This window comes from Streptomyces sp. NPDC048142, from assembly GCF_043202835.1.
In the GTDB taxonomy this organism is placed as follows: Bacteria; Actinomycetota; Actinomycetes; order Streptomycetales; family Streptomycetaceae; genus Streptomyces.
The window spans coordinates 207814-231530 of sequence record NZ_JBIDBC010000007.1 but is presented as its reverse complement, the minus strand read 5'-3'; the positions used below and the strand labels follow the sequence as shown (position 1 = coordinate 231530).

The 23717-nt window shown below is 69.8% G+C and carries 23 protein-coding genes; 10 read left to right on the top strand and 13 right to left on the bottom strand.

What is annotated here, in order from left to right; all coding sequences use genetic code 11:
* Window positions 1-22 precede the first annotated feature (22 nt).
* Both ACGF2Y_RS12540 and ACGF2Y_RS12535 read right to left on the bottom strand, forming a co-directional pair.
* Entirely contained in the window at window positions 23-1195 is a 1173-nt protein-coding gene (locus ACGF2Y_RS12540) for an acyltransferase (protein ID WP_392945689.1), read from the bottom strand.
* Window positions 1188-2156 carry an alpha/beta hydrolase gene (locus ACGF2Y_RS12535; protein ID WP_392945688.1) on the bottom strand — a complete coding sequence of 323 codons (969 nt, stop codon included), beginning with the start codon at window positions 2154-2156 and terminating at the stop codon, window positions 1188-1190. Before ACGF2Y_RS12535 ends, ACGF2Y_RS12540 begins: the two co-directional genes overlap by 8 nt.
* 481 nt (window positions 2157-2637) lie before the next feature.
* On the opposite strand from ACGF2Y_RS12535, the gene ACGF2Y_RS12530 reads away from it, so the two are divergent.
* Both ACGF2Y_RS12530 and ACGF2Y_RS12525 read left to right on the top strand, forming a co-directional pair.
* Complete coding sequence (locus ACGF2Y_RS12530; RefSeq protein ID WP_392945686.1) at window positions 2638-3174, top strand: hypothetical protein; 537 nt, start codon at window positions 2638-2640, stop codon at window positions 3172-3174.
* Window positions 3175-3366: 192 nt separating this feature from the next.
* Complete coding sequence (locus ACGF2Y_RS12525) at window positions 3367-3609, top strand: DDE-type integrase/transposase/recombinase (protein WP_392945684.1); 243 nt, start codon at window positions 3367-3369, stop codon at window positions 3607-3609.
* A 550-nt stretch (window positions 3610-4159) separates the two neighbouring features.
* Here the strand turns inward: ACGF2Y_RS12525 and ACGF2Y_RS12520 are convergent.
* The 4 genes from ACGF2Y_RS12520 to ACGF2Y_RS12505 all read right to left on the bottom strand — a co-directional run bounded on the left by ACGF2Y_RS12520 (window position 4160) and on the right by ACGF2Y_RS12505 (window position 11329).
* Complete coding sequence (locus ACGF2Y_RS12520; RefSeq protein ID WP_392945682.1) at window positions 4160-8671, bottom strand: hypothetical protein; 4512 nt, start codon at window positions 8669-8671, stop codon at window positions 4160-4162.
* A complete protein-coding gene (locus ACGF2Y_RS12515) occupies window positions 8668-9072 on the bottom strand; it encodes a hypothetical protein (RefSeq protein WP_392945680.1) in 405 nt (134 codons plus the stop codon). The genes ACGF2Y_RS12520 and ACGF2Y_RS12515 overlap by 4 nt, the downstream gene beginning before the upstream one ends.
* 369 nt (window positions 9073-9441) lie before the next feature.
* Window positions 9442-9972 (bottom strand): NUDIX domain-containing protein, encoded by a 531-nt coding sequence (locus ACGF2Y_RS12510; RefSeq protein WP_392945678.1) that lies wholly within the window; start codon window positions 9970-9972, stop codon window positions 9442-9444.
* A gap of 1 nt (window position 9973) precedes the next feature.
* Complete coding sequence (locus tag ACGF2Y_RS12505; RefSeq protein WP_392945676.1) at window positions 9974-11329, bottom strand: helix-turn-helix domain-containing protein; 1356 nt, start codon at window positions 11327-11329, stop codon at window positions 9974-9976.
* Window positions 11330-11552: 223 nt separating this feature from the next.
* On the opposite strand from ACGF2Y_RS12505, the gene ACGF2Y_RS12500 reads away from it, so the two are divergent.
* The 4 genes from ACGF2Y_RS12500 (at window position 11553) to ACGF2Y_RS12485 (ending at window position 14583) form a co-directional block, all read left to right on the top strand.
* The gene (locus ACGF2Y_RS12500) at window positions 11553-12302 is read left to right on the top strand and encodes a hypothetical protein (RefSeq protein WP_392945674.1); all 750 of its coding nucleotides are present in this window, start codon (window positions 11553-11555) and stop codon (window positions 12300-12302) included.
* Window positions 12303-12377: 75 nt separating this feature from the next.
* Window positions 12378-13289 (top strand): phosphotransferase family protein, encoded by a 912-nt coding sequence (locus ACGF2Y_RS12495; RefSeq protein ID WP_392945672.1) that lies wholly within the window; start codon window positions 12378-12380, stop codon window positions 13287-13289.
* A 1-nt stretch (window position 13290) separates the two neighbouring features.
* Complete coding sequence (locus ACGF2Y_RS12490) at window positions 13291-13983, top strand: class I SAM-dependent methyltransferase (protein ID WP_392945670.1); 693 nt, start codon at window positions 13291-13293, stop codon at window positions 13981-13983.
* A 15-nt stretch (window positions 13984-13998) separates the two neighbouring features.
* Window positions 13999-14583 carry an HAD domain-containing protein gene (locus ACGF2Y_RS12485; protein ID WP_392945668.1) on the top strand — a complete coding sequence of 195 codons (585 nt, stop codon included), beginning with the start codon at window positions 13999-14001 and terminating at the stop codon, window positions 14581-14583.
* A gap of 84 nt (window positions 14584-14667) precedes the next feature.
* Here ACGF2Y_RS12485 and ACGF2Y_RS12480 read toward each other — a convergent pair whose 3' ends face one another.
* Window positions 14668-15210 carry a hypothetical protein gene (locus ACGF2Y_RS12480; RefSeq protein ID WP_392945666.1) on the bottom strand — a complete coding sequence of 181 codons (543 nt, stop codon included), beginning with the start codon at window positions 15208-15210 and terminating at the stop codon, window positions 14668-14670.
* Between the two features lie 172 nt (window positions 15211-15382).
* Here ACGF2Y_RS12480 and ACGF2Y_RS12475 point away from each other — a divergent pair, with 172 nt between their 5' ends.
* A complete protein-coding gene (locus tag ACGF2Y_RS12475; RefSeq protein WP_392945664.1) occupies window positions 15383-15916 on the top strand; it encodes an SMI1/KNR4 family protein in 534 nt (177 codons plus the stop codon).
* A 50-nt stretch (window positions 15917-15966) separates the two neighbouring features.
* Here the strand turns inward: ACGF2Y_RS12475 and ACGF2Y_RS12470 are convergent, their stop codons facing one another.
* The 4 genes from ACGF2Y_RS12470 to ACGF2Y_RS12455 all read right to left on the bottom strand — a co-directional run bounded on the left by ACGF2Y_RS12470 (window position 15967) and on the right by ACGF2Y_RS12455 (window position 20314).
* A complete protein-coding gene (locus tag ACGF2Y_RS12470) occupies window positions 15967-17664 on the bottom strand; it encodes a relaxase/mobilization nuclease domain-containing protein (RefSeq protein ID WP_392945662.1) in 1698 nt (565 codons plus the stop codon).
* Window positions 17654-18223 carry a hypothetical protein gene (locus ACGF2Y_RS12465; RefSeq protein ID WP_392945768.1) on the bottom strand — a complete coding sequence of 190 codons (570 nt, stop codon included), beginning with the start codon at window positions 18221-18223 and terminating at the stop codon, window positions 17654-17656. Before ACGF2Y_RS12465 ends, ACGF2Y_RS12470 begins: the two co-directional genes overlap by 11 nt.
* Window positions 18224-18536: 313 nt before the next feature.
* Window positions 18537-19976 carry a DUF3631 domain-containing protein gene (locus ACGF2Y_RS12460; protein ID WP_392945660.1) on the bottom strand — a complete coding sequence of 480 codons (1440 nt, stop codon included), beginning with the start codon at window positions 19974-19976 and terminating at the stop codon, window positions 18537-18539.
* 143 nt (window positions 19977-20119) lie between these two features.
* The gene (locus ACGF2Y_RS12455; protein WP_030628141.1) at window positions 20120-20314 is read right to left on the bottom strand and encodes an AlpA family transcriptional regulator; all 195 of its coding nucleotides are present in this window, start codon (window positions 20312-20314) and stop codon (window positions 20120-20122) included.
* A gap of 120 nt (window positions 20315-20434) precedes the next feature.
* Between ACGF2Y_RS12455 and ACGF2Y_RS12450 the strand changes: the two genes are divergently transcribed.
* On the top strand, window positions 20435-20935 hold the full coding sequence (locus tag ACGF2Y_RS12450; protein WP_392945658.1) for a helix-turn-helix transcriptional regulator: 501 nt from the start codon (window positions 20435-20437) through the stop codon (window positions 20933-20935).
* Window positions 20936-20959: 24 nt separating this feature from the next.
* Window positions 20960-22114: a tyrosine-type recombinase/integrase gene (locus ACGF2Y_RS12445; protein WP_392945657.1), complete on the top strand. Its 1155-nt coding sequence runs from the start codon at window positions 20960-20962 to the stop codon at window positions 22112-22114.
* 7 nt (window positions 22115-22121) lie between these two features.
* Here ACGF2Y_RS12445 and sodN read toward each other — a convergent pair whose 3' ends face one another.
* Complete coding sequence (gene sodN / locus ACGF2Y_RS12440) at window positions 22122-22517, bottom strand: superoxide dismutase, Ni (protein WP_392945655.1); 396 nt, start codon at window positions 22515-22517, stop codon at window positions 22122-22124.
* Between the two features lie 198 nt (window positions 22518-22715).
* Here sodN and sodX point away from each other — a divergent pair, with 198 nt between their 5' ends.
* Complete coding sequence (sodX, locus tag ACGF2Y_RS12435; RefSeq protein ID WP_392945767.1) at window positions 22716-23144, top strand: nickel-type superoxide dismutase maturation protease; 429 nt, start codon at window positions 22716-22718, stop codon at window positions 23142-23144.
* Here the strand turns inward: sodX and ACGF2Y_RS12430 are convergent.
* Window positions 23057-23677: a CGNR zinc finger domain-containing protein gene (locus ACGF2Y_RS12430; RefSeq protein ID WP_392945653.1), complete on the bottom strand. Its 621-nt coding sequence runs from the start codon at window positions 23675-23677 to the stop codon at window positions 23057-23059. The genes sodX and ACGF2Y_RS12430 overlap by 88 nt on opposite strands.
* Between the last annotated feature and the right edge of the window lie 40 nt (window positions 23678-23717).

Here is a 23717-nt window from a genome sequence, read left to right as displayed (position 1 = left end):
CTCGGCTCCACTCGCCCTCAGACTAAGCACGACGCACCTTCCGCTTCCCTCCGGGGGCGGACTCCCGTACGACGACGGAGCCCCCGGAGCCGCGCCGCCCGCCCTGCTCGTAACCCCGGAACGCGGACCGGCACACCAGCAGGGCCAGCGCGAACACCGGCAGCCAGAGCAACCGGGCGAGCACCCAGCCGGGACCGTCGGGCACGGTGTGCAGCCCCGGCAGCGGGCCACCGGTGACCAGCAGCGCGCTCGCCGTCACGACGATCATCGCGGTCTGATGCCACAGGAAGAGGGTCATCGCCGACAGGTTCACCACCGCCACCACCGCCCAGACCGCAGGCCTGCGCAGCGCCCGGCGCAGGGGCCCGAGCAGCAGCAGCGCCGCCCCGCACTGCGCCAGTCCGAACGCCACGGCGGCCAGGCTCGGCGGGTCCAGGTTGGAGATCCGGCCGCCCGGAACGCCGACCATGGCGGCCGGATACCCGGCCCACAGCACGAGCGCGACGGCCGCCGCTGCCCCACCGAGCAGCAGCGCCCAGCGGCCCGTCCGGCCGCGCACCCCGCCCCGGGCCACCAGCGCCCCCAGGCAGTAGGGCACCAGCCAGCCCGCGACCACGTTGATCCACCCCAGTTCCCGCGGACCGCCGATCCCCAGGCGTACGAGGTCGACGTGCAGCACCACCACGAGCGGCCACAGCGGATGCAGCCGGGCGACCAGCGGGGTCAGTGCGGTCAGCGCGGCGAAGACCAGCAGGAACCACAGCGGGGACCAGACCAGCTTGGCCAGCGCGCGGACCGTCGGCTCGCCCACTCCGGCCACCAGCATCGCGGCCGCCGCGAGCGTCCACACCACGAGCACCGCCGCCACCGGCCGGAACAGCCGCGCCAGCCGGCCGCCCACCCACTGCCCGTACGGCACGCCCCGCTTGCGGGCCGAGGCCCAACTCCCGGCCGCCATCTGCCCGCCCACCAGGAAGAACACCGCGAGGGTCTGGAACACCCAGGAGACCGGAGTCAGTTGGGGCAGGTACGTCAGTGGGCTCGCCCCGCGTACCGTGCCGCTGTCGGTGACCAGCGCGGTCACCAGCCAGTGCCCGCCCACGACGCCGAGGATCGCCAGGGCCCGCAGGGCGTCGACCGCCCGGTCGCGGCCGGGCGGGGTGGCGGCCTCGATCCGTGCGACGAGACTAGTCACGGGAGGCCCCCAGCGGTTCGGCGCCCGCCGCGATCCGGGCCAGGTTCGTCAAGGAACGCGAACCGGGCCGCAGATAGTCGCTGTGGCCGCCGTCGCCCGCGTCGAACACCTCGGCCCCGAAGCCGTCCGCCACCGGATCGCCCCCGAAGCCGACCGTCGCGACGAACGGCACCCGCACCCGCACATGGGGCACCCGGGCGATCCAGTCCCCGTCGCTCCGGCCCGCCCACACCCGCGCGCCGGTGCGCAGCGAGGCGGCATTCGGGGCGCCGACCCCGGGGCTGCCGTAGAGAACGAGGGCGTCGGCGGCGGTCCCCGGCGCGGACCGGGCGCAGATCACCGAGCCGTAGGAGTGGCAGAGCAGGCTGATCCGGACGGCGGGCCGTACCGCGCGCAGCCCGTCCGCGAGCGCGCGCAGCCCCGGGGCGGCCGCGTCGGCCCGCCCGGTGGTCAGGGCGGCCGGGCTGACGGTGGCGGGCGAGCGGTAGCCGAGCCAGGCGACGACGGCCGCGGCCTCGCCCAACTCCCGGTGCAGTGCCCTGGCATCACGGCGCAGCCGCCAGTACGCGTCCAGGCCGACGCCCGCCCCGGGCACCAGCACCGCGATCCGCCGGGCCGTGGCCAGCTCCCCGACGACCTCCGTGCTCCGGCCGCCGTCGCGCCCGTCGAAGGCGAGGAACTGCCGCCCCGGCGCGGCCATCGCCCGCAGGGAGGCCGCCCGCTTGAGGTCCCCGTGCCCCGCCGCCATGCGCCCGGCCGCCCGGATGTCCCGCCGGCTCACCGCGTACCGCTCCTCCAGCGCCGCCGGGCTCGCGTCCCGCAGCGGCCCGTGAGCGGTCGGCGCGGGGGCGGGCACGGCGGCGGGCCGGGCTGCTCCGGACACCGGCACGGCCACCGCGAAGGTGACGAGGGCGGCCAGCAGGGCGCGGCGCAGGCGGGGTCTGCGCGGGCGGTCGGGCATGGGGCGAGGTCCTTCCGTACCGGGGCATCGGGTGCTTCCGGTACAGAAGTTATGGACGGGGGACGGTAGTCGGCGTCCCGCTGGAGGGGGCACCTGCGGGGTGGCTCTCAGGTATGACGCGGAGGACAGGCGGCTGACTCCGGCGACGCGACGCGGGGCGGGGCGGCCGGCTCCCGGCGACGCGGGGCAGGGCCGTCGGCTTCGGCCGGTGTGCTCGGTGTGCTCGGCGTGGTGTGGCGTCGGCAACGGCGGCGGGCCGCTCAGCGGCGCAGGAGGAGGCGGCGGAAGCGGCGCCTCGGTGTCCTGCATCCTCGCCGTCAAGGGCGGCTCGCCCGTGACGGTGCGACCACCTGCCACCGGCGTTCCGCCCCTTTGGGGGCATCAGCCATACGAGCCCGCGTGGCGTCGTGTTCTCCGATACCATGCGGGCGAACATGTGCTGACCACCAGACCTCTACCATTTCCGTACCGAGGCGATGCGATGTCCGACCACGCCGCCCATGTTCCCCCCGAGAACATCGCGCCACGGCGGATCTTGCGGTACTTGCCCCCGAAGCCGTCTCTGTTCAGCGGCATCTACGGGCTGGTGCTGGCCAGCGCCATGGTGGCCGCGCTGGACGCGGCGGGAGAGAAAGCCAATCCCGGTCCGGACGCGCTGTGGGTACTGCTTACTGCACTGGCGTCGGCCGCCGCCCATGGGTACTCGCACGTCATCGCCCAGCGTGCGTCCGGCGAGGGGGCAGCCGCCGCGAACAGGCTGCGGTTGGTGCTTGCCGAGTGGCCACTGGTCGCCGCTGTCCTGCCCACGGTAGGGATGCTTCTCGCCGCGGTAGCCGGGTGGTGGACAGAGGCCACGGCTGTGGACGCGGCCCTGCTGTTCAACACCGTTGCCTTGTTCAGCTGGGGCACCAGGGCCGCCCGCACCGCCGGGTACGGATGGCTGCCTGCTTGCAGGGCGGGGGGCATGGACATGTTGATCGGCCTAATGATCATCATCGCGAACGCCCTGATCAAGTAGCCGGCGTGACCGAGCAGCTCGCCCTTGGCCCTTGCCCCCTGATGTCGGCCGCCCCTGGACGAGGCCGAGCAGCTGATCGACCACCTGCGTCACACCGGGTCGAGGCCCCCCTGTCGGCTACAGGGCCGCAAGCCGTCTCGCCGACGCCGTTGGCCAACGCGTCCCGGCAACCGGAAGGCCGCGCCTGACCTGGTGCGACGCAAGTTCGATGCGATCGTGCCCGACGTGCTGTGGTGGGGCGACATGACGGAGATCGATACCGGCGAGGGCACGCTCCACCTCGCATCCGTTCACGACGCCTTCTCCCGCCGGGCGCTGGGCTACACGATAGGCACGCGGCGCGATGCCGCGCTGGTCAGCGCCGCTCTGTGGATGGCGGTCGCGACCAGGGCGGTCAGGTGGGCGGCGTCATCTTCCACGCGGACCGCCGCATGACCAACGTCCGGACGAAACCCGGGGATTGATACTTTGACGAGAATCCGTCCGCCGAGTGGGAACACCATCGTCCATGCCGCCTAGGAGTCGCAGGCCAGCCGTCCACCACCGCCGAGTTCGCCGCCCCGTACCGGAGCCCGACGCCGGGGGATCCAAGCGCGCCGGTTCCCAAAGCGCCGCACCCGGCCCGCCGGGCCACCGAAATCGGCGACCGGCGGACCGGGTGCGGTCGGATGGGCGACGTCACCGGCCAGTACGGGCCGGGTCCGCCGATCCCATCAGGATCAGGCCTTCTTGGTCTCCTAGTAATGGGGCGGGTCGGTGACCTGCGGTGACGGGTGCCGCAGGTCGCTGACCTGGCCATTTCTCGTTTGTTGGCGATGGGGTGCGACGGTCCTGATCGGGTGTCCTGCGGACTGTGTGCGGACTGTAGGGCGGCGCGCAGTCCGGGAAGAGCTGGCCCACGGCAGGTCCGAACAAACCAAGCAAGGGCTGGTCATGGTGCACCTCGGCACCAGCAAGCGCCGCTCGGCCGGTCGAGCACCCGCGGTCAGTGGCAGGGCGGCCGGTAGGGGCGGTCCGGTAGGTACCGCTTCCACTGCTCCCGGGTGATGGGATCCCCCACCGCGTTGCAGAGGTTCTTGACGATGCGTTCCGGATCGGTATCCCACAGATCGACGCCGGCAAAGGCACGCACGACAGCCAGAGTCTCGCCGTCCGGGCTGTACCTGAGCGCGTACAAGCCGCCGGAATCGGTTCCCGGCAGATAGGACTGCCGCGCGGGAGAGCCTGGATCGCTCAGGTCCCAGATTTCGGGACGGTGTAAGTACTCCAGGGTTGCGATCAGCGCGAGGTGAGTGCCGTCGGGGCTGAAGGCCAGCTTATCGATGCCGTCGGTGCTCACGGCTACGCTGACCGGACGGCCGATGAGCCTTTGTCGCTCGACGCGCCACAGCAGCAGGTTTCCGTTGCCCTCGGAGACCGCGAGTAGAGCGCCGTCGGGTCGGAACACCACGTCGGGGGTACGGGTGCTCGCGGGCAGTTGCCGTGTCCACAGCTTGGCCGGGTGTGCGGGATCGGTGAGATCCCAGCCGTGCAGCCGAGGGCCCGAAACCGGGCGAGGTTTCTTCGTCTGTTTCGCGGGAGACTCGCTGATGACGAGCGTGCGACCGTCCGGGGAGAAGGTAAGCCTGAAGGACTCCGTGTCGATCCTGGAAATCTGTCGCGGGTGGCGAGGATCCGAGATGTCGAAGATCCGGATCGTCGGTTTCTCGCGATTGGCGGCTACAACGCCGTTGAAGTCGGATACGACCAGAACGGGCGCAGTGGGGCTGAAGAGCAAGGTCTGCACGCCGTTCGTCAGCTCTTCTTCGATGGTGGCCAGGGGCGGGCCGTCCGGGGTGGACGTGTTGCGCAGCCGTACGCCTACGTACTCGTCCTTGTCGTTCTTGTTCTTCTTGAAGCGTTCGACGGTGGCGAGGGTGCCGCCGTCGGGACTGAGCGCGATGCCGTTGGCCGTGAGCATGTCCGGGGCCAGATTCGAGGTGAGCAGATCGGGATCTTTCAGATTGCTGACGTTCCACAGGTAGTTCCAGCCTGGACCTTGGTACGCGATGAGTCGCCTTTTTCCTGCCTGCGTGTAGGCCAGCTTGGAGGCGGTTCCCGGCACCAACGGCAGGTACGCCCTCGCCCCTGGCTGGGCGGCGTTGGAGAGATCCCAGACATGGATCCCTGTGGTGGTGGCTTGGAGCAGCCGGCGGGCGTTGCCCGGATCGAAGAGGACCATTCCCGACTCCACGTCCTGGCCTCTGAATGAGGCTCCTCCCAAGACCGTTCCCGGACTGGCGGAGGTGTCGTACGCCCACACGTGCCATTTACTGCCGCACGTCCCGGCGATGTGCGGGTTCGTTGGACTGAACGTCACAGAAGTCAGCTGGTCCAGACAGGAGTTGGACGGAATGGCAGGGTTCTCATCGGTCTGTCCAACACGTCGAGGGGTGCCTGGGTTGTCGAGGGTCCACAAGGCCAGCTCGAACTCAGATGTGTTCTTCTGCAATGGTGCCGCCAACAGCCGTCCCGAGTGGTCGAAGGCCACTCGGTGCAGCGGCCGCAGGTGATCGAGCGAGTAGTCCTCGTACGCCTGTCCGCGGAGGCTGCCGACGCGTTCGGGGCGAGTGGCGTCGGCCACGTTCCACAGCTGGATCCGCCCGTCCAGGCTCATGCTGGCGAGCAGATCACGCCGGGACGAGACGGCCAGGGAGTCGACGCGTGCGGAGTGTGCCTTGAGCGAGGGCAACGCTGCCGGTGCGGCTCGGCCGTCGATGCCCCAGCGCAGGATCTCGCCGGTGGACGCACCCGCGAACAGGGTCTTGCCGTCTGCGCTGAGCGCCACAGCAGTGATGGTGGGCTTCACCTGCAGTGCTGCGATCTGTCGAGGGTGTCCCAGATCCGCGATGTCCCAGAGCCGTACCGTCGCCGAGGGCGACTGACCGTTGTCGTACGTGGCGGCGATGAGCAGGGTGCCGTCCCCGTTGAGCGTGAGGGGACCGGCCAACACCCCGCTGATGTGCCCGGTTTCGCCACCGGCGAGCAGTGTGATCGAGCCGCCGGTGGCGATGGCGAGCACCCGCCTGTTCGCGCTGTACTGGATGTCGTGGGCGGGCTCGTCGCCGTTGATCACTCCCGGAGTGCGTTGGCTGTTGAGCATCGCGCCGCGGCCGGCCTCGCGATCGATCTCGTACGAGAGCAGGCTGAGCTGCTTGGCCAGACCAGGCTGGAGGTCACGCAGGTTCTCGGTCTCAGCGGCGAGATACCGGGCGAGGTCACGCTGGTGGGCCTGCTCGGCCTGCCGCTGGAAGACGGCGACACCGACCAGGCCCGCCGAGGCCAGTACGGCCAGGGCGATGAAGATCGCCAAAGCGATCCGGAGCCGACGGGTGCCCCGGCGTTCCTGCCGCCAGGAGGCGTCCAGGAATTCGGCGAGCTCGGGCTCGAGAACCGCCACGCCGGGAGCTCGGGCGGCGCGCTCGCGCACCACGGCCAGACGGTTTCCCCGGTACAGCCGGGAGGAGTCACGGCCGGCCTGTTCCCAGGCCGCCGCGTCGTCGGCGAGTTGCCGGCGGTCGCGCAGCCAAGCGCGATCCGTGTCGACCCATTCCCGTAGCCGGGGCCAGGCGCGGAGCAGCGCTTCATGACTGATCCTCGCGGTGTCGTGGTCAAGTGTGATCAGGCGGGCCTTGACGAGAGCTTGGATCGCCCTCTGCGCGGCTTCCGGCTTGGGCAGGCCGGACAGGAGGGCGGAACGCCTGACGGGCTGGGCCGTGTCGGCGGCGTCCTGGCCCACGCGGACAAGCCGGAGCAGCATGGTCCGGAGGGCGATCCGCCCGTCATCGTCGAGCTCTTCTGTGTACACGCGCTCGGCGGTCTGCGCGATGGCTCCTCTGATGCCGCCCGCCGCAAGGTATCCGGAGACCGTGAGCCGTGTCCCGCCGTCCTCCTGCCAGGTCGCCCGCAGCACGTGGGACAGTAGCGGCAGCGCCCCGACTGGGGACTGCCTGTCGGCCGACGCTCCCAACTCGTGCAGGATGAGGTCCGCGAGCTTGTCGTCGAGCGTCAGGCCCGCGGCGGCGGCCGGCTTCTCGATCGCGTCACACATTTCCTCGGCGGTCATCGGCTCGACCAACAGCTGGGCCTCGCCCAGGACGGCTAGAAGTTCGGGATGTGCGGCGGCCTGGGCGTAGAAGTCTGCCCGCAGGGCGAGGATCACCAGGGCTCTGGGCGGGCCGTCGTCCGTCGGCGGCCGGGCCATGGCAGTCACTGCCCGGAGGAAGGCGGTCTGTTCCGACGGGTCCGGGCAGAGGGTGAACAGTTCCTCCAGCTGGTCGACCAGCAGGACCAGCCGCTGTTCAGGCCGATCCGTGAGCAGGTGGTCGACGAAGTCGGCGGCGCGGTCTGGGTCGTCGCGGAGAACGTCGACGAGAGCGGCTGCCGAGCCGTTGAGCTGCCTAGCCAGATTCCGGAACGGGCTTGGACCGGGCGTCAGGTGCAGGCAGGGCCAGCGGGCCGACGCGGGCAGGTCGTTCTCGCGCAGCCGTGCGAGCAGACCAGCGTTGAGCAGGGAGGTCTTTCCCGAGCCGGACGCACCGACCAGGATCAGCGGTCCGGGGTTGTCGTCGGACGCCCGTGCCGCGGCCAGAACGCGGTCGGTCATCTGCTTCCGCCCGAAGAAGACATGGGCGTCGTCCACCCCGTACGCGTCCAGACCCGGGTACGGGCAGCGGCCGGGCTCCGGAGCCTCGGGCGTCGGTGTACTGGGCGTTGACGCGTGGGCCGGAAACGCGGGGTTCGGAGCGATGACCAGTTGTCCGGAGCGGTCCCCGACCTGCCGACGGGGCAGGGGGTGTTGCTGGGCCCGCAGCTTCCGGAACACCGCTTCGTACGCCGTGTCCAGGGTCAGCGTGTGAGGTCCGCGGGGGTCTCCCTGTGTCATGAGGTCGATGAACGCCCCGGTGAAGGCGGTGTGTGCGGCGTCCTCCGGTGCGTGCGCCAGCTGTTCCGCGGACGCGAGGAGATGCATGCCGTGCGCGGGTCCTATGGAGAGCGTCGGCGAGAACGGGCCTGCATCCAGGGACACGCGCCCGGAGAAGCAGCAGTCGAGTACGACCACGATGGACGACGCCCTACTCGAGCCGACGGCTTGTTTCAGTGTGGAGAAGGACAGCGCCTGGTGCTCGGCCATACCGGGAGTGAGCCGATCGGTGCTGCTCGCAGCCAGGTACAGCTCGTTGTCCGGGCCAAGTAGTCCGTGTCCGATGAAGTAGACCAGTAACACGGTGTCGGCCAATTGCGCCGCCTCAGTGACGGCGGCGGCCATGGTCTGCGCATCGGGCGGATCGAGGATCGCGGTCAGCCGGTCGGGACGAACCCCGCACCGTTCGATCAGGGCCGCTTGCAGGTCGTGGTAGCTCCGGGCGACTGAGGGCACCGAGGGAAGGACGGAATCCTGGTGCGCAGAGGTAGCGATCAGGAGCGTCCGCGCACCCTCGCCGGAGAGATCGGTCATCTTGCGTCGTTGCGCTCGATCTCGCTTCGCTGTTCTGTCTCCGGTCTCAACAGCTCTGCGACATCGGCTACTTGCTGCCGCAGTGCGGTGGAGTCGAGATCGGATACGCCCTTGGCCGTCAATTCCACTGAACGGCGGTTTGGAAGGGTCACCTTGATGCGTATCTCACTACGGCGTGTGCGCAGCCAAGCGATGACGGCGGTAGCCAGGGCGGTGGCGGCGCCGGCGGGGCCGAGAGCAACGGACAGCGCATCCAGCAAGGGCCCCAGCATGCCCGGCCGAGGCGGGCTCTCCTGGCGGTCGACTCGCCCCCGCAACTCCTCGACGTCTCTCAACCAGTCGTGCAGAGAACGCAGCTCCTCGGCAGGGTCCGGACCCTCCGCGTGCACAGTCACTTCCATGACGCCCCCGTCATCACCACATTGAGTTCTCGATCGTCAATGGCTGCAATCGAGGGTAAGGGAAATCCACCGCGTGTGGCTGTGATTCATGTCTTTCAACGGGTCGGAGGGGCTTCTGCTCGAGATCGGTCAGTCGGACTCGTGGCGGGTCTGAACAGTGGGTCCGGTGACTGGCTCAACTCCCAGCCAGGGAGCGTCAAGCAGGTGAAGTTGGTCCTCGGGCACGCGTCCGATGTGCTTCTTCGCCACGAAGAGTCGATGCAGGCGCTCGGCTGGGGTTCCCATCCGACCGTTTGCGTGGCCGGCCGTTGAGTTCGGACGCGACGACGTCCCGGCACTCGCGGGTGTGTCGGGACGCTATGTTGTTGCCTAGCCCCAGCCGCTCAGGGAGACTTGCGGCCCGCCTCCGAGGTAGCGGTCGAGGGCGCTGGCGGTGGTCTCTACGAATTCCGCGGGGATGGCGTCGGCGTCGACCCAGCGAACCTGGGAGTGCTTGCGGGGTTCGCGGTTTTCGGGTTCGCCCGTCCAGTCGTGGGCGGCGAAGACGACAGTGAGGAAGCCGTTGGGGGCTTCGACGCCCCAGGCGCCGTGGATGATGTGGGCGACCTTCAGTGCCTCCGGTTTCACGGTTAGGCCCGTCTCTTCGAACAGCTCACGCGCGGCGGTCTCGGTGATCGGCTCGCCGGACTCGCTCTTGCCGACGGGCAGGTCCCACATCCCCTGGGCGAACTTGGCGTTCTCGCTGCGCTGGAGGAGGACGACGCGGTTGGTGGCCTTGTCGTGGACGATGACGGCCGCGACCAGCAGGGTCATGGAGTCGAGTGCCGGCTTGAGGGCCGGGGGGCGTTTGTCGGTCTGCTGGGCCACGGGGTTCCCTTCGTCGGGCGGGTTGTTGGGCATGTTAGGCGAGGGCCTCGCGGGCTCGGCGGGCGAGATCTGCTGCACCTGGGACGCGGCGGCGCTGGTATACAGCGAGCGTGGAGCGGATCGAGGTGATCGCCTTGCGGGTGCGGTCGGAGGTCATGCCCTCCATGAGGAGCAGGGCCTGGGTCCAGGCGGCGACTGCTTCGTCGGCGCGGGCCTGAGCGGCGAGACTGTCGCCGAGGTCGGCGTGGGTGAGTGCGTGGACGCGCTTGTACTTCTCCGGGTCCCAGCGGGTGAGGGCGTCGCGGTGCTGCTGTTCCGTGCCGATGTGGTCGGCGAGGTCGGTCAGGGTGCGGGCGGTGTGGCTGGACACGGTGCCGGCTGCTGGGCCGCTGACGCGGGAGAAGCTGGGCTGGGGCCCGTCTTCGCGCAGGAGTGCGTCTTCGGCGGCGAGGAGAGCACGAGCGGCCAATGGGTTCTCGCCGACGGCTGCGTAGGCGCGGGCGTGCGTGATGTGGAGGAGCGCTTCCGTCTGGCCGTCTACGTGGCCGAGGCCGCGGGTGAGGGCTCCTTTGACGAGGTCCACGCAGTGGTGGGGTTGCTTGAGGCTGAGGGATTGATGGGCGAGGGCGCGCATCATCCAGGCGGCGTGGCCGTGGGGGTCGGCTTCGCAGGCGAGTTGGTAGCCGACCTGGTAGTAGCGCTGGGCGGCACCTTCCTGGCCGAGGTCGTGGTGTTTCCACCCGGCCAGGTAGGCGAGCTCGGCGACAGCTCCGAAGGCGGCCCGGCGTAAGACTTCGCTGGGGAAGCGCCCGCGAAGCATGGGGGCGGCGGTGTCGGCGAGGTACGCGCAGACGGTGGTCAGGCCGTGTCCGCCGCCGAGGCGCTCGTCAGCGGCGCTGAAGGCGGTGGTGATCTGGCGTACGACATCCACGTCCTCCGCGCCGACCAGGGACATGCCGGTCCGGGCGCGGAGCATGCGGGCTGTGGCCTCGTGGTCGTGGCTGAGCGGCATTGCGACGCCGGCGGTGGTGAAGGCTGCGATCGCGAGGAAGCGGCGGCGTTCGACGTCGGCGCGGCCCAGGTCGGTGACCGCGAGGACGGGATCGGCCTCCGCCGGCTCTTCGGCGTCACCGGCATGCAGACCGATCTCGGTCCGGGTGATCGTGCGTCCCACTCGGCGGGACAGCGCCTCGGCCAGGTACTGACCCACCTGCCCTGACGGGGCGCGGGTGCCGTTCACCCAGTGTGAGACGGCCGACTTGTTGGTCTGGAGCATCTCGCCGTTCTCGGCGGCAACGCGACGCACGTCTCTCGCGAGCGCCTCGTAGGTGCATCCGGCCGCGTGGATGGCATCCCGCAGACGGGCGTTGGCAACTCCCTGCACCGCCATGACCATCTCCAACCTGGAGCTGTAAACCGCGTATACCGCTTCAGCTGCCCATCACCGTACCCACTGAGCGTGACCACCGGTTCACTTATCAGCAGCCGCCCGGAACGGCGTGACCGTAATCCAGGCTCCCCCTTGGTCCGGGCGGCACTCCGAAGTTCCGTACGTCCACACCGGGCTCGGGCATAGCTGTGCCCGACCCCGGCCGATCAGAGACGGAGACACGGTGACCACCATCGACACCACGGCCATCACGGTCGAGCTGCCCGAGGCGTTCGACCAGCGCTGGAGCCGCCTGCCTGGCATCCAGGTCGACGGCCGACGCATCACCATCGACCCGGCCGAGTACTTCTTCCGCTTCGAGTCGAACACCTGGCTCGTCGCCGACTGGGAGCTGGTCAAGACCCAGCTCCTGGACGTGAACGAGACGACCGAGAGCGCCGTCGAGCAGCTCGCGCTCGACTTCACCAAGCACCACGGCGAGTCCACCTCCGACGCGGCCCGCGTCCTGGCCACCGCGTACGAGGTGTACGCCTACCTGTTCCGCGACGAGCACCTCGCCGGCCTCGGTCTCCCGCAGATCACCGCCGACCACCTGCGGATGCTCCGTGAGGCGGCCACGCTGATGGCGCTCAACAAGGTCGAGCTGGACGGGCACATCTCCAATGTCGGCCCGTGCTGGTTCTTCCCGGCCGCCACCTCCGTCGTCTTCGACCTGGACGACGAGATGGGCGGGATGCTCGACGAGGTCTACCACGGTGGCTGGTTCAACGAGCACCGCCGGATCGAGTCGATCAAGGCCCACGCCGCCCTCGGCGGCCGGCTCGTGCACGGCTGCCAGTCCGTGCCGGACCAGTCCGGGGGAGTGGTCGCGCCCTACGGTGCCTCGATGGCCAGGTTCCGTGACGACCTCGCCGCGTTCAAGGCGGGCTGGATCGAGCAGGTCTACGCCCACCGCGTGAACCCCGCCGCGTAACCCACCCGATCAGGCTCCGGGGCGGGCCGGCCTCCCTCGCCCGCCCCGGACGCCACCATCCCCCGGAGCCCGCACATGACCCCGAACCCCAGCGCTGAACTCCTCGACAACCTGCTCACCGCGACCGGCCAGACCACCTCCCGACGGGAAGAGGTACGGGTGTGGTCCATGTCCGGCGTCGAGCGCGTTACCTTCCCCGACGGCTCCACGGCCATCTTCAAGTACGCCAAGAAGCCCTTCGACAGCGAGGACCAGGCCCTTCGCCTGGCCCGCACCCTTGGCGTCCCCGTGCCCCAGCTCCACACCTCCGCCGTTCTCGACGGCTGGCTCGGCATGCTCATGGAAGACCTCGGGCCGTCTGCCCGCGATGCCGATGACCTCGACGGCGTCGCCGCGGCTGTGGTCCTGCACAGCACCCGTACGGCTTCCGCCCTGCCGGTCCTCGACCGGGAGCGGCTACGTACGCTGCCCGTCCGAGCGCTGGAGCATCTCGAACGGCTGCGCAAGGCCGACCGGTGGCAGGACGCCGACGATGTCGAGAAGGCGCTCGACCGGATCGCGCAGGCCGCGGAAGCTCGCTCGGCCGGAGCGACGCTGGCGCCCTTCGGATGGGTGCACTCGGAGTTCCACCCCACCAGCCTGCATGTCGGCGAGCGCGGGTGGCGGCTGCTCGACTTCGCCCGCGCCTTTACCGGCCCCGGCCTGCTCGACCTCGCCAGCTGGCACGGGACCATCGAGCCCCCGCATCCCCTGCGGCTGCGCGTCTTCCTGGAGCAGTACGTCGTTGCCGACGGCACCCCGGACGCTCTCGCCTCGCGGGGCGGGCTGACCGCCGAGAACTGGGCGCTGGGCTGGCACCGCATGTGGGCCGTCGAGTGGTTCATGGAGCAGTCGGTTCGCTGGATCAACGACCCGGCCACCGACCCCGGCTACATCAAGGTCGTCCGCCGCCACCTCACCGACGTGCTCCACCTCCTGGAGATCTGACGTGCTCGCCCAGACCTCGCCGTGGCACGCCCACGCCATCCAACGCACCGCCGCCGGGCTCGCCGAACCCTTGGCCGTGCCCGCCCGGATGGAATGGACCACGAGACCCGGCCAAGGCCCCGCCGCCGAGATCCTCGGCCCCGACCTGCGCGGCAAGCGACTCCTGGAACTCGGCTGCGGCCCTGGCCACAACGTCGCCCACCTCGCCGCGCGCCACGGTGCTCACGTCACCGGCGTCGACTTCGTCGGCCTCCAGGTCCGCCGCGCCCGCTCCCATTACGGCCGACTGAACAACCTCGGTTTCGTCGCCGGGCACGCTCTGCACTATCTGCACGCCTCCGACGAGCAGTTCGACGCGATCTACTCCGTCTTCGGCGCGGTGGGGCTCGTTGCTCCCGAGTTCCTGCTGGCAGCCATCGCTCAACGCCTCAAGTCCGGTCGGGTGCTCGCCTTCTCCGTTCCGCACCCGCAGCGCGGTGGCCGCGGCGCTTCCGGCGACGACCGGCCTCGCCGCGACTTCGTCACCCTGCCCGACCGCACCCGTCTCCCCATCACCCGCTGGGAGTTCGACGCCGACCGCTGGGAGCGGCACCTCAGCCGGACCGGCTTCCACCTCACCTCCGCACAGGAATTCCACGACCTCCGTATGGGCCGCTCGCCCGCCACCCTGCTGATCCGCGCCCACAAGCTCTGACCGCTGGAGGAACCGATGCGCTCGTCCTACCTGCTCCTCGATGTCGATGGCGTCCTCATACCCTTCCCCGCCGCAGACGGCTCGACCCCGGCCACCCACACTCGCCACGACGTAGTCCCCGAAGGCCGGAGCGCCGACAACCCGGTCACCGTCTGGCTCAACCCCGAGCACGGCCGCCTGCTCCTGGAGGTCATCCGCACCGGGCTGTTCACTCCGGTCTGGTGCACCAGCTGGCGGCAGGACGCCGCCACTCTCATCGGCCCCCTCCTCGGTCTGCCAGACCTGCCGTACGTCGACCTCCCGCGCCCGCAGATCGCCACCAGCCACCCCAACGGCTACCTGTGGAAGCGGGATTACGTCGACGCTTGGATGGGGGATGCTCCTGCCATTTGGATAGACGACGACTTCACCAACCTCGACCACGCCTGGGCGGCGGAGCGTACTGCCAAGGGGACACCGACACTCCTCGTTCAGCCCGACCCACACCTCGGGCTGCAGCCCGAGCACCTGACCAAGGTCCTGACGCGGGTCTCGCGGCTACGGGTAGCCCGCGTCGCCGAGGGCCTGCCGCAGGTTCATCAGCGGCCTACGCTCGGATAGGCCGGGTATGACAGGCGCTCAACGAGTTCCACTCGTTCTCGTCAGCATTCACGAGTGGTTGCAGCCTCACGTGGTACTGCGCTCTCAAGCGCTGTCGACGTGCCGTGCTCGGAGCCACGCTGCCTCGAACGCAGCAGGGTCGATCACCTTGTCCGCCCAGTACGGGTCAAAGAGGTCCACGACCGGCGGGTTGAACGGCCAATCGTCGGGGCCGCTCTTCAGCGCAACTCCGTCGTTGGTGACTTCGACCTGGCGCACCCTGCGGCCGTCTGAGCCGACCTCCATGAAGTAGGTCGCGGGTCCATCGCCGTCGCCGTCCCAGCGGCGCCGGAGGTGCACGATGCTCCGGTCCGCAAGCGCGCCGAAACCGGGGCGGCCGCGCTGCGCGTCGCGCTTGGCCCGCAACCCGTCCAGGCCCGGAGGCATGGCAGGTGCGTCGATATCGACTTCGTCGATGTCCACGTCAGCCCGCTCGATGGCTTCCGGGCTGTCGATCACCTCGACCTCCGCGAACGTCTCGAGGACTTCCCTGGCCGATCGCGCATGGACCCACCACCATGTACCGCCCATGCCGTAGTCGTGCAGGACGAGGAAGCGCGACTTCGGTACAGGGGGAGTGCTTGTCATACCGGCCAAGCGTAGTTGGGCGTGATCGGGTACGGCGCTGAGGATTCCGTGGCAGTGGTGGTGAACCGAGCGGATCGAGAAGGGCAGCGACTGGGTGCGTCGAGTTGGGGTGTCGGCTGGGCTGGACAAGAGGTAGTGCCACCCAGTTTGAGCTGATCGCTACTCTCTTCGCATGACAGCGCCCGAAGATCGCGAGTTTCCCGCTGCGCTCGCCGCCGCCATGGCAGTCCGGCTTGAGTGCATCGGCGAGGATGGGGTCGACTTCGAGCCCTACGAGTACTTTCTGTCTGCCGACGAGACCACTGACTGGTTTCGCGCCTGGACAGGAAACGCTGAGGTGAACGGAGACGGCTTCCGCGTCTTCGGCCAGGACGGCACCGGCGGCTATGCGGCATTCTGGCTGGTTCGGCCGGGCAGGGAGCTCGCACAACAGCCCGTCGTGTTTCTAGGCTCCGAAGGTGAGACAGGAGTCGTCGCCAGCGATATGGGTGCCTTCCTATGGCTTCTGGCTGAGGGCTTCGGCCCGTGGGAGGCTGCCACTTCGGACAAGCCCGAGCCCGATTGGGCTCCGCAGGTCAATCGTGACCTGGCTGCTGTTGCGGAGCGATTTGCTCCGGAGCACCGTGCGTCAGCCGCAGCGATCATCGCCCAGGCTGCGCGCGAATTCTCTGACTTCGAGGACACCATCGAGAAGCTTTGCCGTTGAACCCGAACCGATGCCCTCGCCGGATGGCCGGCGAGAGCATCGGTTCGGGTTCAGCGGCGCCGACCGCGGTCTTCAGCCCTCCTCGCTACTGGGGCGGCCGAAGGGTCTTGTGCGGAAGGAACCAACGACACCTGCTTGAAGGTGCTTCGGCTGTGAGCCGCCTGCGTCCGCCGATTCGGCTGGGCGGTGATGCGCCAGTTGAGGGCCTCGGCAGGGCGCTCGGCGCTGGACAGCTCGCGCTGGGAGCCCAGCTTGGCTAGGAGACGGCGAGTGATGTGGCCTTCTGTCTCGGCGCGGGCGAGGGTGGTGGTCAGCGCGGTCCAGGACGGGTCGGCCATGATGCGGTCGGCGTCGTCGGGGAGGACCGCGCGGACGTCCTGTTCGAAGCGGCGGGTGGTCTCGGCTCGTGGGGCGCGGCGGGTCAGGTCTTGCAGGACGGGTGCGGCGGCCTGCTGGTAGCCGGCCTGGAGGTGGCGGAAGGCTTCGTCGGCCGCAGCGGCCTGCTGTTCGTGGCCGCGCTGCTCGTGCCACTTGGCGGCGGCGCGGGCCAGATGCACGGTGGCGAAGAGCAGGGCGATGGCGAGTCCGCCGGGTTCGTTGGAGGCGTAGGCGAGTTCCTTGGCGGCTTGGCGCAGGGCGTGGGCTGCTTGGTGGTCGGCGCGGGTGGCGGATCGGCGGGCGCGGTTGAACGCCGTGGCCGCTGCGCGCAGCTCTGCTCGGTGCGGGCCGGGTGTCGCGCTAGCGATGTTGTAAAGGGCATCTCCGAAGGCGGTCAGGTGACCTTGGGCAGCGGCATCGTCGTCGGAGTCGAGGACGGTGTGCGTCAGCTGTAGCGCGGCGATGGTGTGCTGCCAGGGCTCAGCGGGATCTGCCGCGAACCGCGGGCGGTCGGCCACATCCTGGTCGGGGAGGTGTTCGCGGAGGCGGTTGATGGAGAGGTCGGGGGCGAGCTTCGAGCCGCCGTACCAGACCGGTTCGCCGGCGCTGTTGGTGTCGCCGGGTGCGGCGAGGCTGTAGCCGATCACGTCGCCGCTCTCGGGGCCGAGGCGCGTTTTGACCTTGATGCCGAGGGACTGCAGCACGGTGAAGTAGTCGGCCTCGGTGTGCACGGCGGCGGCGACCGCGTACGCCCGCTCGCGCAGCCACTGTCGTGCGGTGATCGTCTGGCCCTGGCGCTCGGCCTTGGCGCGTTCGGCGCCGGTGGGGGTACGGGGGGCCGTGAGGTCGCCCGACTTCAGGCGGCGCAGGCCGAACTCGGCCTCGATCCTGCGGCACTCCGCCTGGGCCCGCCGGCCGTCCTGGTGGGTGCGTGGGCGGCGTCCGTCGGCGCGGACGGTGGTGGCCATGATGTGGATGTGGTCGTCGGCGTGACGTACCGCGATCCATCGGCATGCCTTCTCGTCGCCGTCGGGGGCGATGCCCGTGGCGTGCACGACGCGGCGGGCGACCTCGGCCCACTCGGTGTCTGTGAGGTAGCGGTCGCCGGGGGCGGTGCGGACCGGGCAGTGCCAGACGTGCTGCGGTGGTTTCTTGCCGCCCAGCTCGCGGGTGCGGAGGTCGACGTGGTGGTCGAGTCGCCTGGCGAGCTGGGAGTAGGTGACTGCCGGGTCGCGGCCGGGGTCCGGGGCGCCGGTCATGTCCCATGCGGCGACGATGTGGGGGTTGGTGTGCTCGTCGCGGCGCCCAGGGCCGAAGAGGTAGGCGATCAGTCCGCGGCTGTCGGAGCCGGTGGAGACGTCAGGAACCATGGGTCGTGCCGTTCGCGAGGAGCTGGTCGATGAGGTGGAAGCTGTTCTGTGCTGCCTCCTCGACGCGGTCCAAAACCGCCTCGGCGCGCTCAGGCACGGTTCCTCGGTTGATGGCTGCGGTGATCTGGTTGAGGTTGCCGCCGATGCGGTTCAGGGCGACGGTGTGCGCCTCGACGGCCTCGATCAGCGGGCGCAGAGGATCGTCTTCCGGGCTGCCGACCATCCCCGCCTTGCCCACCGCAACAGCCAGGGCTGCGTCCCCGACGAATCCGGCGAACCTCTGACCGCGCTGGTGAGCGGCGGCGCTGATCACCTGGACTGCGGTGCGCGTGAAGCGGATGGTCTTCTCTTGGTCGCGTTTCTCCACGGTGCGCTTGCGGTTCATCTGCGCGGGCAGGGCGGGGGCGTCGAGGTCCCGCCAGGAGGGCTGCTCGACGAGCGGTGGGGCATCGGCCGGCGTATGGCGAGGAGCGGAGTCGGCTGCGGGCCGGCGGGCGTCCTCGGCAACCTCCTCCTCCGGCTCGGGCGCCCCCTGGCGCTCGGCCTCGTCCTCCGCCACCCCTGGGGCGGGGGCGAGTGCGGACGAAGCCTCGTTAGAGGCTCGTTCGCTCCAGCTTGCTGCTGTTCGTCGGGGGAGCCTGAACAGTTTCCTGCGGGGGCGGGAGGTCGTGTCGTCCGTGCTCGATTCGGGCATGGTGGTGCTCCGTCAGTCGTGTGGGTGGGGGGCGTCGCGTCCGTCGCATCCGTCGCGTGCCTGGTCAGCACAGGTACGGAGAGGGCCGCAGGTACGGAGTGATCCGTAACGGCGAGGAGATCCGTCCCCGCGCTGACCTGCGCGGGGACGGATGCGACGGATTGATGCGGACCTGGTGTCAGCGGGTGGGCCGGGGGCCTGCGGGCCGTCCGGGCGGGCCGGTGGGCAGCGTCCCGGACGGAGGGGCGGGTGGCCTGCCCGGGGTCGGACGTGCCGGGACCTCGGCGGTGGGTGCCGACGGGGCGGGGGCGGGGCAGTAGCGGGCCCAGGCGTCCAGGAACTGGTTGCGGGCGTACGCCTTGGCCTGCCTGCCGTTCTCGAAACGGTAGTTGGCCGGGCTGATACCGAAGTCGCGCAGCAGGTTCGCCAGGTGGTAGGCGTTCAGGCCCTTCGTGCCGTACTCGGCCCACGGGGCCTCGGCGTCCTGGATGAGGACCGTGAGCAGGTCCTGGCTGCGCAGTGCCTCCTTGCTGCCCTCCTGGTCGAAGACGCGGCGGATGTCACGCAGCAGCCGTGTTTTCAGCGTCGTTTGCTCGTCCTGGACCACTTCGTTGCGCGTCATCGCGAGGCAAGCGGCACGTGCCCGCGCGGGCCAGTGCCCGCCGGCGAGGTCGGCGACGATGACGAGCGGCTCCCATGTGTCGGCGGCGCGGTCCTCGACGGGCATCTTCGGCACCGCGCCCGCGACGGTGCCGCGCTGCGGGACCAGCCAGTCGGCCAGCCGGTCGCGAATCGCGTGCAGTTCCGGTACGGAGTATCGCGATCGGAACGGGGTGATCCGCTCACCCGGCTTGCGCTTCTGCATGCGGATGACGATCGCCCGGTCCATGATCGTGTCCGGCAGGTCACCGATACCGGCCAGCGCCGCCATCGCGAAGGTGGGGAACGCGGTCGGCTTGTGCTCCGGCCCGGAGATCCGCCAGGCGGGCCGGTTGCGCTGGTGCCCGGCGTTCAGCAGGCCGCGCAGGTCTTCCTTGTCGCCCGCCTTGGGGCCGAAGATGGTGTCGGCCTCGTCCACCAGCAGCGTCGGCGGGTTCTTGCCGATGACGCGGAAGACGACGGCGGGGGAGGTGTTCACCGTCATCATCGGCTGGTGGACGGTCTCGTAGAGGACGTCCAGGAGACGGGACTTGCCGCACCCCTTGGTCGGCCCCACTACCGCCAGCCGCGGCGCGTGCTGGAGGCCCGGCTGGATGTGGGAAGCCGCGACCCACAGGGTGACCGCGGTCAGGGCCTCGTCGCTCGGCAGCACGACGTACCGCCCGATCGCCGTGCGGAGGTCGTCCAGCAGCGCGCTGCCTGCGCCTGCCGGCCCGCCGCTATCTTGGGATTCTGGTCCGCCTGGAGCAGGAACGCCTGCGCTGTCCGACGCTGTTGTCGGGGCACTAGTCTCGGCAGGTCGCGAATCGCATGAGCTCCGGTTCGGAGCATCGGCGGGCGGGCCTCCGATGGCGGGACGTGTCTGCCGGTCGCGGGGCAGACCCTGGCCTGGAACCGCGATCGGTGGCCAGGCAACGTCGGATGCCTTCGAGGTGGCGGGGGACGTAGGGTCCTTCATAGATGTTCCTCTCAGGTGGGGGCGAGACGGGCAAGGTCTCGCCCCCGACCAGTTCGTTCAGGGATGGGCGAGGTGCAAGGGGATCTCCGGCCCTCGGCGTAGGCGCGCCGAGGGCCGTTCCTGTGTCCGGGCGGTCCGGCGGCTCATGAGGCCAGGCCCCACTCGTCTCCGCCGTCGATCAGCGCGCGCTCGTAGCGCAGCAGTTCGGCCTCGGGGTAGAGCACCCGCTTGCCGACCTTGATGCCGCGCGGCCCCTTCTTGAGCTGGCGCCAGTAGCGGACGGTGCTCTCGGCGGTGCGGTAGCGCTCGGCGACCTCGGCGGTGGTCAGGTATCGCATGCGTTCCCATTCGGCTAGGCGTCGATTCGATCTGCATAAGGAGTACCTCATGATCGGCGGTTAGCCAAACCGGGAAGCTCATGTTTCAATTCGGATAGCGACGGTCGCGATGGAGGTTCGATGGACGACGACATGACCGGGGGCGGCGAGGTGCCGCTGCTCTACAGCGAAGGCAACGTGGCAGGACGCGTGGCCCTGGAGCGCGAGGTCAGAGGGTGGAGCACGACCGAGCTGGCCGAGCGGGTGACCAGAGCGGGCGTGAAGATGAACCAGACGGCCGTGTGGCGCATCGAGAACGGCTCGCCCCGCCGCCGGATCAACCTCGATGAGGCGCTGGCCTTCTCCCGCGTCTTCGAGCTCCCCCTCGAAGAGCTGATGTCCCCGCCCCTCGAAGGGCTCGACATCGACAGTCGACGGCTCGTTCAGGAAGCCGTCGAGGCGTTCTACGAGACCCGCGACGCCCGCGACCGCCTGCACCGTGCCGTGGTCGCCGTCGCCGACCACATCAAGGCACACCCCGACAGCTCACGCGCGATCAACGAGCAGTGCCTCCGCCTCATGGGCGACGAGCGGGACGCTCGCACCCTCACCAGCGACATCGAGGACGGGGGGCACTGCTGACAACTCACATCAAGGAGAAGCCACTTGGCGAACATCCAGAAGCGCCCCAACGGCAAATGGCGTGCCCGATATCGCGACCTCGACGGCAAGGAGCACGCCCGCCACTTCGACCGGAAACTCGACGCCCAGCGCTGGTTCGACGAGGTCACGACCAGCGTGGTCACCGGTCAGTACGTCGACCCGCGCGCCGGCCGCGTCACCTTCGAGAAGTACGCCGAGAGGTGGCAGGGCTCGCTCATCGCGAGCGAGGCGGGTGAACGCATCACCGACAACGCGCTCCGGCTTCACCTCGTACCCGCGTTGGGCGCTCGCTCGCTGGCGGCGATACGCCGCAACGACATACAGGTGCTCTTCAAGCACCTGTCCGATCAGCTCGGCCCCGGCAGCGTCCGGAACGTCCACGACGTCCTCGTGCGCGTCATGACGGCGGCCGTGGACGACAAGGTCGTCGCCTCCAGCCCGTGCCGCCGGATCACCCTTCCGGTCATGCCGGACGAAGAGGTCGCCCCGCCCACTGTCGCCCAGGTCGGGGCCATGGCGCGAGCGATGCCGCCATACATCCGGGCGGCCGTCGTCACGCTCGCCGGATCAGGTCTGCGGATAGGGGAGTTGCTCGGCCTCAAGGTGGCGGATGTCGACTTCAAGGCCGGCACCATCCGCGTGGAGCGGCAGCGGCTCCAGTCGGGGAAGGTCGGTCCGCCGAAGACTGCCAAGTCCCGGCGGACAGTTCCGGTCGGGGAGGTCGTCACCGACGCGCTCCTCGGGCATCTCGCCGCGCGCCCCTCCACGGAGTGGCTGTTCACGATGGAGGAGGGGGAACCGCTCAACTATCGACGGTGGAAGACCGAGTGGAACTGTGCCCGCAAGGCGCTCCAGGCGGCGGAGGGCGAGGCGGCCGGGCGTGAGGGCCGCAAACCCGTCGAGCTGCCGCACATGGTGACCCACGACCTGCGGCACTTCTACGCCTCCGCGCTCATCGCGGGCGGGGCGAGCGTCAAGCAGGTCCAGATGGTCCTCGGCCACGCGTCCGCCGTCATCACGCTGCGGATCTACGCGCACCTGTGGCCGGGAGAAGAAGACCGCACCCGGTCCGTGATGGACGCCGTGCTCGGCGGCCTGCGGACCGGGTGCGGACCGGTAGGGAGTATGACCAGCGAAACCGCAGGTCAGACGGCCTAACCAGAGATCAAGCCTTCTTGGTCTCCCAGAAGATCCGGTCGACCTCGGCGATCAGGTCCAGGGCCTTCTGGCCCGTCTTCGGGTCGTTCGAGCCCTTGGCTGCGGAGAGCGCCTTCAGGCTGTCGTTGATCAGCTGGTGCAGCTCCGGGAACCTCTCGAAGTGCGGGGGCTTGAAGTAGTCGCTCCAGAGCACCGAGACGTGGTGCTTCGCGAGCTCGGCGCGCTGCTCCTTGATCAGGACGGCGCGGGTGCGGAAGTCCGCGTCCTCGTTGGCCTGGTACTTCTCCTGGACGGCCTTGACCGACTCGGCCTCGATGCGGGCCTGGGCCGGGTCGTATACGCCGCAGGGCAGGTCGCAGTGGGCGCTGACCTTCACCTTGGGGGCAAACAGGCGGGAAAGCATGGAGCTGTCCTCCTCGTGATCGTCTTCTCAGGTGGGACATTACTCCGTGGAGCGCCGCTTTCCGTGGTTGCCCCAGGGGCTTAGGTCAAAAGTCCGGGGTGATGATCGGGCCGTCGGCCGAATGTACGGAGCCGTACGCGGGGCGAGGTGCTGACGATGTGCTGGAGGAGGGAACGGGAGGTGCCGGAGATGCCGGAGATGCCGGAGCGGCGAAAGGTGTCCGGAGGCGGGCGGGTGACGTGGCGTCCGCTGCGGGTGGTGGAGGTGACGGGTCCCTCGATGGTGCCCACGCTCTACCACGGCGACCTGCTGCTCGTGCAGTACGGGGCGCCCGTGCGGCCCGGTGACGTGGTGATCCTGCGTCACCCCTTCCAGCAGGACCTGCTGGTGGTCAAGCGGGTCACCGAGCGGCGGCCCGGCGGCTGGTGGGTGCGCGGCGACAACACCTTCGCGGGCGGGGACAGCACCGACTACGGGACCGTGCCCCAGGAGCTGGTGCTGGCCCGGGTGCGGGCCCGCTACCGGCCGCTGGCGAAGGGTCAGCGCTCGGCGGCGGCGGTGCTGGGCTGGGCGGTCTCCGCGCTGCGGCCGGTGCGCTCGGCCTCCTCGCGCTTGCGGGCCCGGTAGGCGGCCACGTTCGCCCGGGTCGCGCAGCGGTCCGAGCAGTAGCGCCTGGAGCGGTTGGTGGAGGTGTCCAGGTACGCGTTGCGGCAGGGCAGCGCCTCGCACAGGCCGAGCCGGTCCACGCCGTGCCCGGTCAGGTGGAAGGCGAGGCCCATCGCCGCGATGGCCGCGTAGCCGGCGGTCGCGTTCGACGGATGGTCGGCCAGGTGCATGTGCCAGTCCGGCCTGCCGTCCTCGTCCCGTACGTCGTGCCCCGAGATCTGCGGGCTCACCGGGAACTCCAGCAGCAGCGAGTTCAGCAGGTCGACCGCGAGCGTCTCATCGCCGCCGTCCGCCGCCTCGAAGACCGCGCGCAGCCGCCCCCGTACGGAACGGAACCGGGTCACGTCCGCGTCCGTCGTCCGCCGTGCCGCCTGCTGATTGGCGCCGAACAGCTCCCGTACCGCCTCGACCGAGGTGAGGGCGTCCTTGTTGCGGGCCGGCTCCTCGGTGTTGACCAGGCGCACGGCGTAGTCCGAGTAATAGGCCAGTTCCACTTGTAGTCCTTACGGTGTCGGTCTAGAGTCGGGGCATCGG

Coding starts and splice junctions, on each gene's coding strand:
- ACGF2Y_RS12535 (WP_392945688.1), bottom strand. CDS start 2,156: ATGCCCGACCGCCCGCGCAGACCCCGCCTGCGCCGCGCCCTGCTGGCC.
- ACGF2Y_RS12530 (WP_392945686.1), top strand. CDS start 2,638: ATGTCCGACCACGCCGCCCATGTTCCCCCCGAGAACATCGCGCCACGG.
- ACGF2Y_RS12520 (WP_392945682.1), bottom strand. CDS start 8,671: ATGACCGATCTCTCCGGCGAGGGTGCGCGGACGCTCCTGATCGCTACC.
- ACGF2Y_RS12515 (WP_392945680.1), bottom strand. CDS start 9,072: ATGGAAGTGACTGTGCACGCGGAGGGTCCGGACCCTGCCGAGGAGCTG.
- ACGF2Y_RS12510 (WP_392945678.1), bottom strand. CDS start 9,972: ATGCCCAACAACCCGCCCGACGAAGGGAACCCCGTGGCCCAGCAGACC.
- ACGF2Y_RS12505 (WP_392945676.1), bottom strand. CDS start 11,329: ATGGCGGTGCAGGGAGTTGCCAACGCCCGTCTGCGGGATGCCATCCAC.
- ACGF2Y_RS12495 (WP_392945672.1), top strand. CDS start 12,378: ATGACCCCGAACCCCAGCGCTGAACTCCTCGACAACCTGCTCACCGCG.
- ACGF2Y_RS12485 (WP_392945668.1), top strand. CDS start 13,999: ATGCGCTCGTCCTACCTGCTCCTCGATGTCGATGGCGTCCTCATACCC.
- ACGF2Y_RS12480 (WP_392945666.1), bottom strand. CDS start 15,210: ATGACAAGCACTCCCCCTGTACCGAAGTCGCGCTTCCTCGTCCTGCAC.
- ACGF2Y_RS12475 (WP_392945664.1), top strand. CDS start 15,383: ATGACAGCGCCCGAAGATCGCGAGTTTCCCGCTGCGCTCGCCGCCGCC.
- ACGF2Y_RS12470 (WP_392945662.1), bottom strand. CDS start 17,664: ATGGTTCCTGACGTCTCCACCGGCTCCGACAGCCGCGGACTGATCGCC.
- ACGF2Y_RS12460 (WP_392945660.1), bottom strand. CDS start 19,976: ATGAAGGACCCTACGTCCCCCGCCACCTCGAAGGCATCCGACGTTGCC.
- ACGF2Y_RS12455 (WP_030628141.1), bottom strand. CDS start 20,314: ATGCGATACCTGACCACCGCCGAGGTCGCCGAGCGCTACCGCACCGCC.
- ACGF2Y_RS12450 (WP_392945658.1), top strand. CDS start 20,435: ATGGACGACGACATGACCGGGGGCGGCGAGGTGCCGCTGCTCTACAGC.
- sodN (WP_392945655.1), bottom strand. CDS start 22,517: ATGCTTTCCCGCCTGTTTGCCCCCAAGGTGAAGGTCAGCGCCCACTGC.
- sodX (WP_392945767.1), top strand. CDS start 22,716: ATGCCGGAGCGGCGAAAGGTGTCCGGAGGCGGGCGGGTGACGTGGCGT.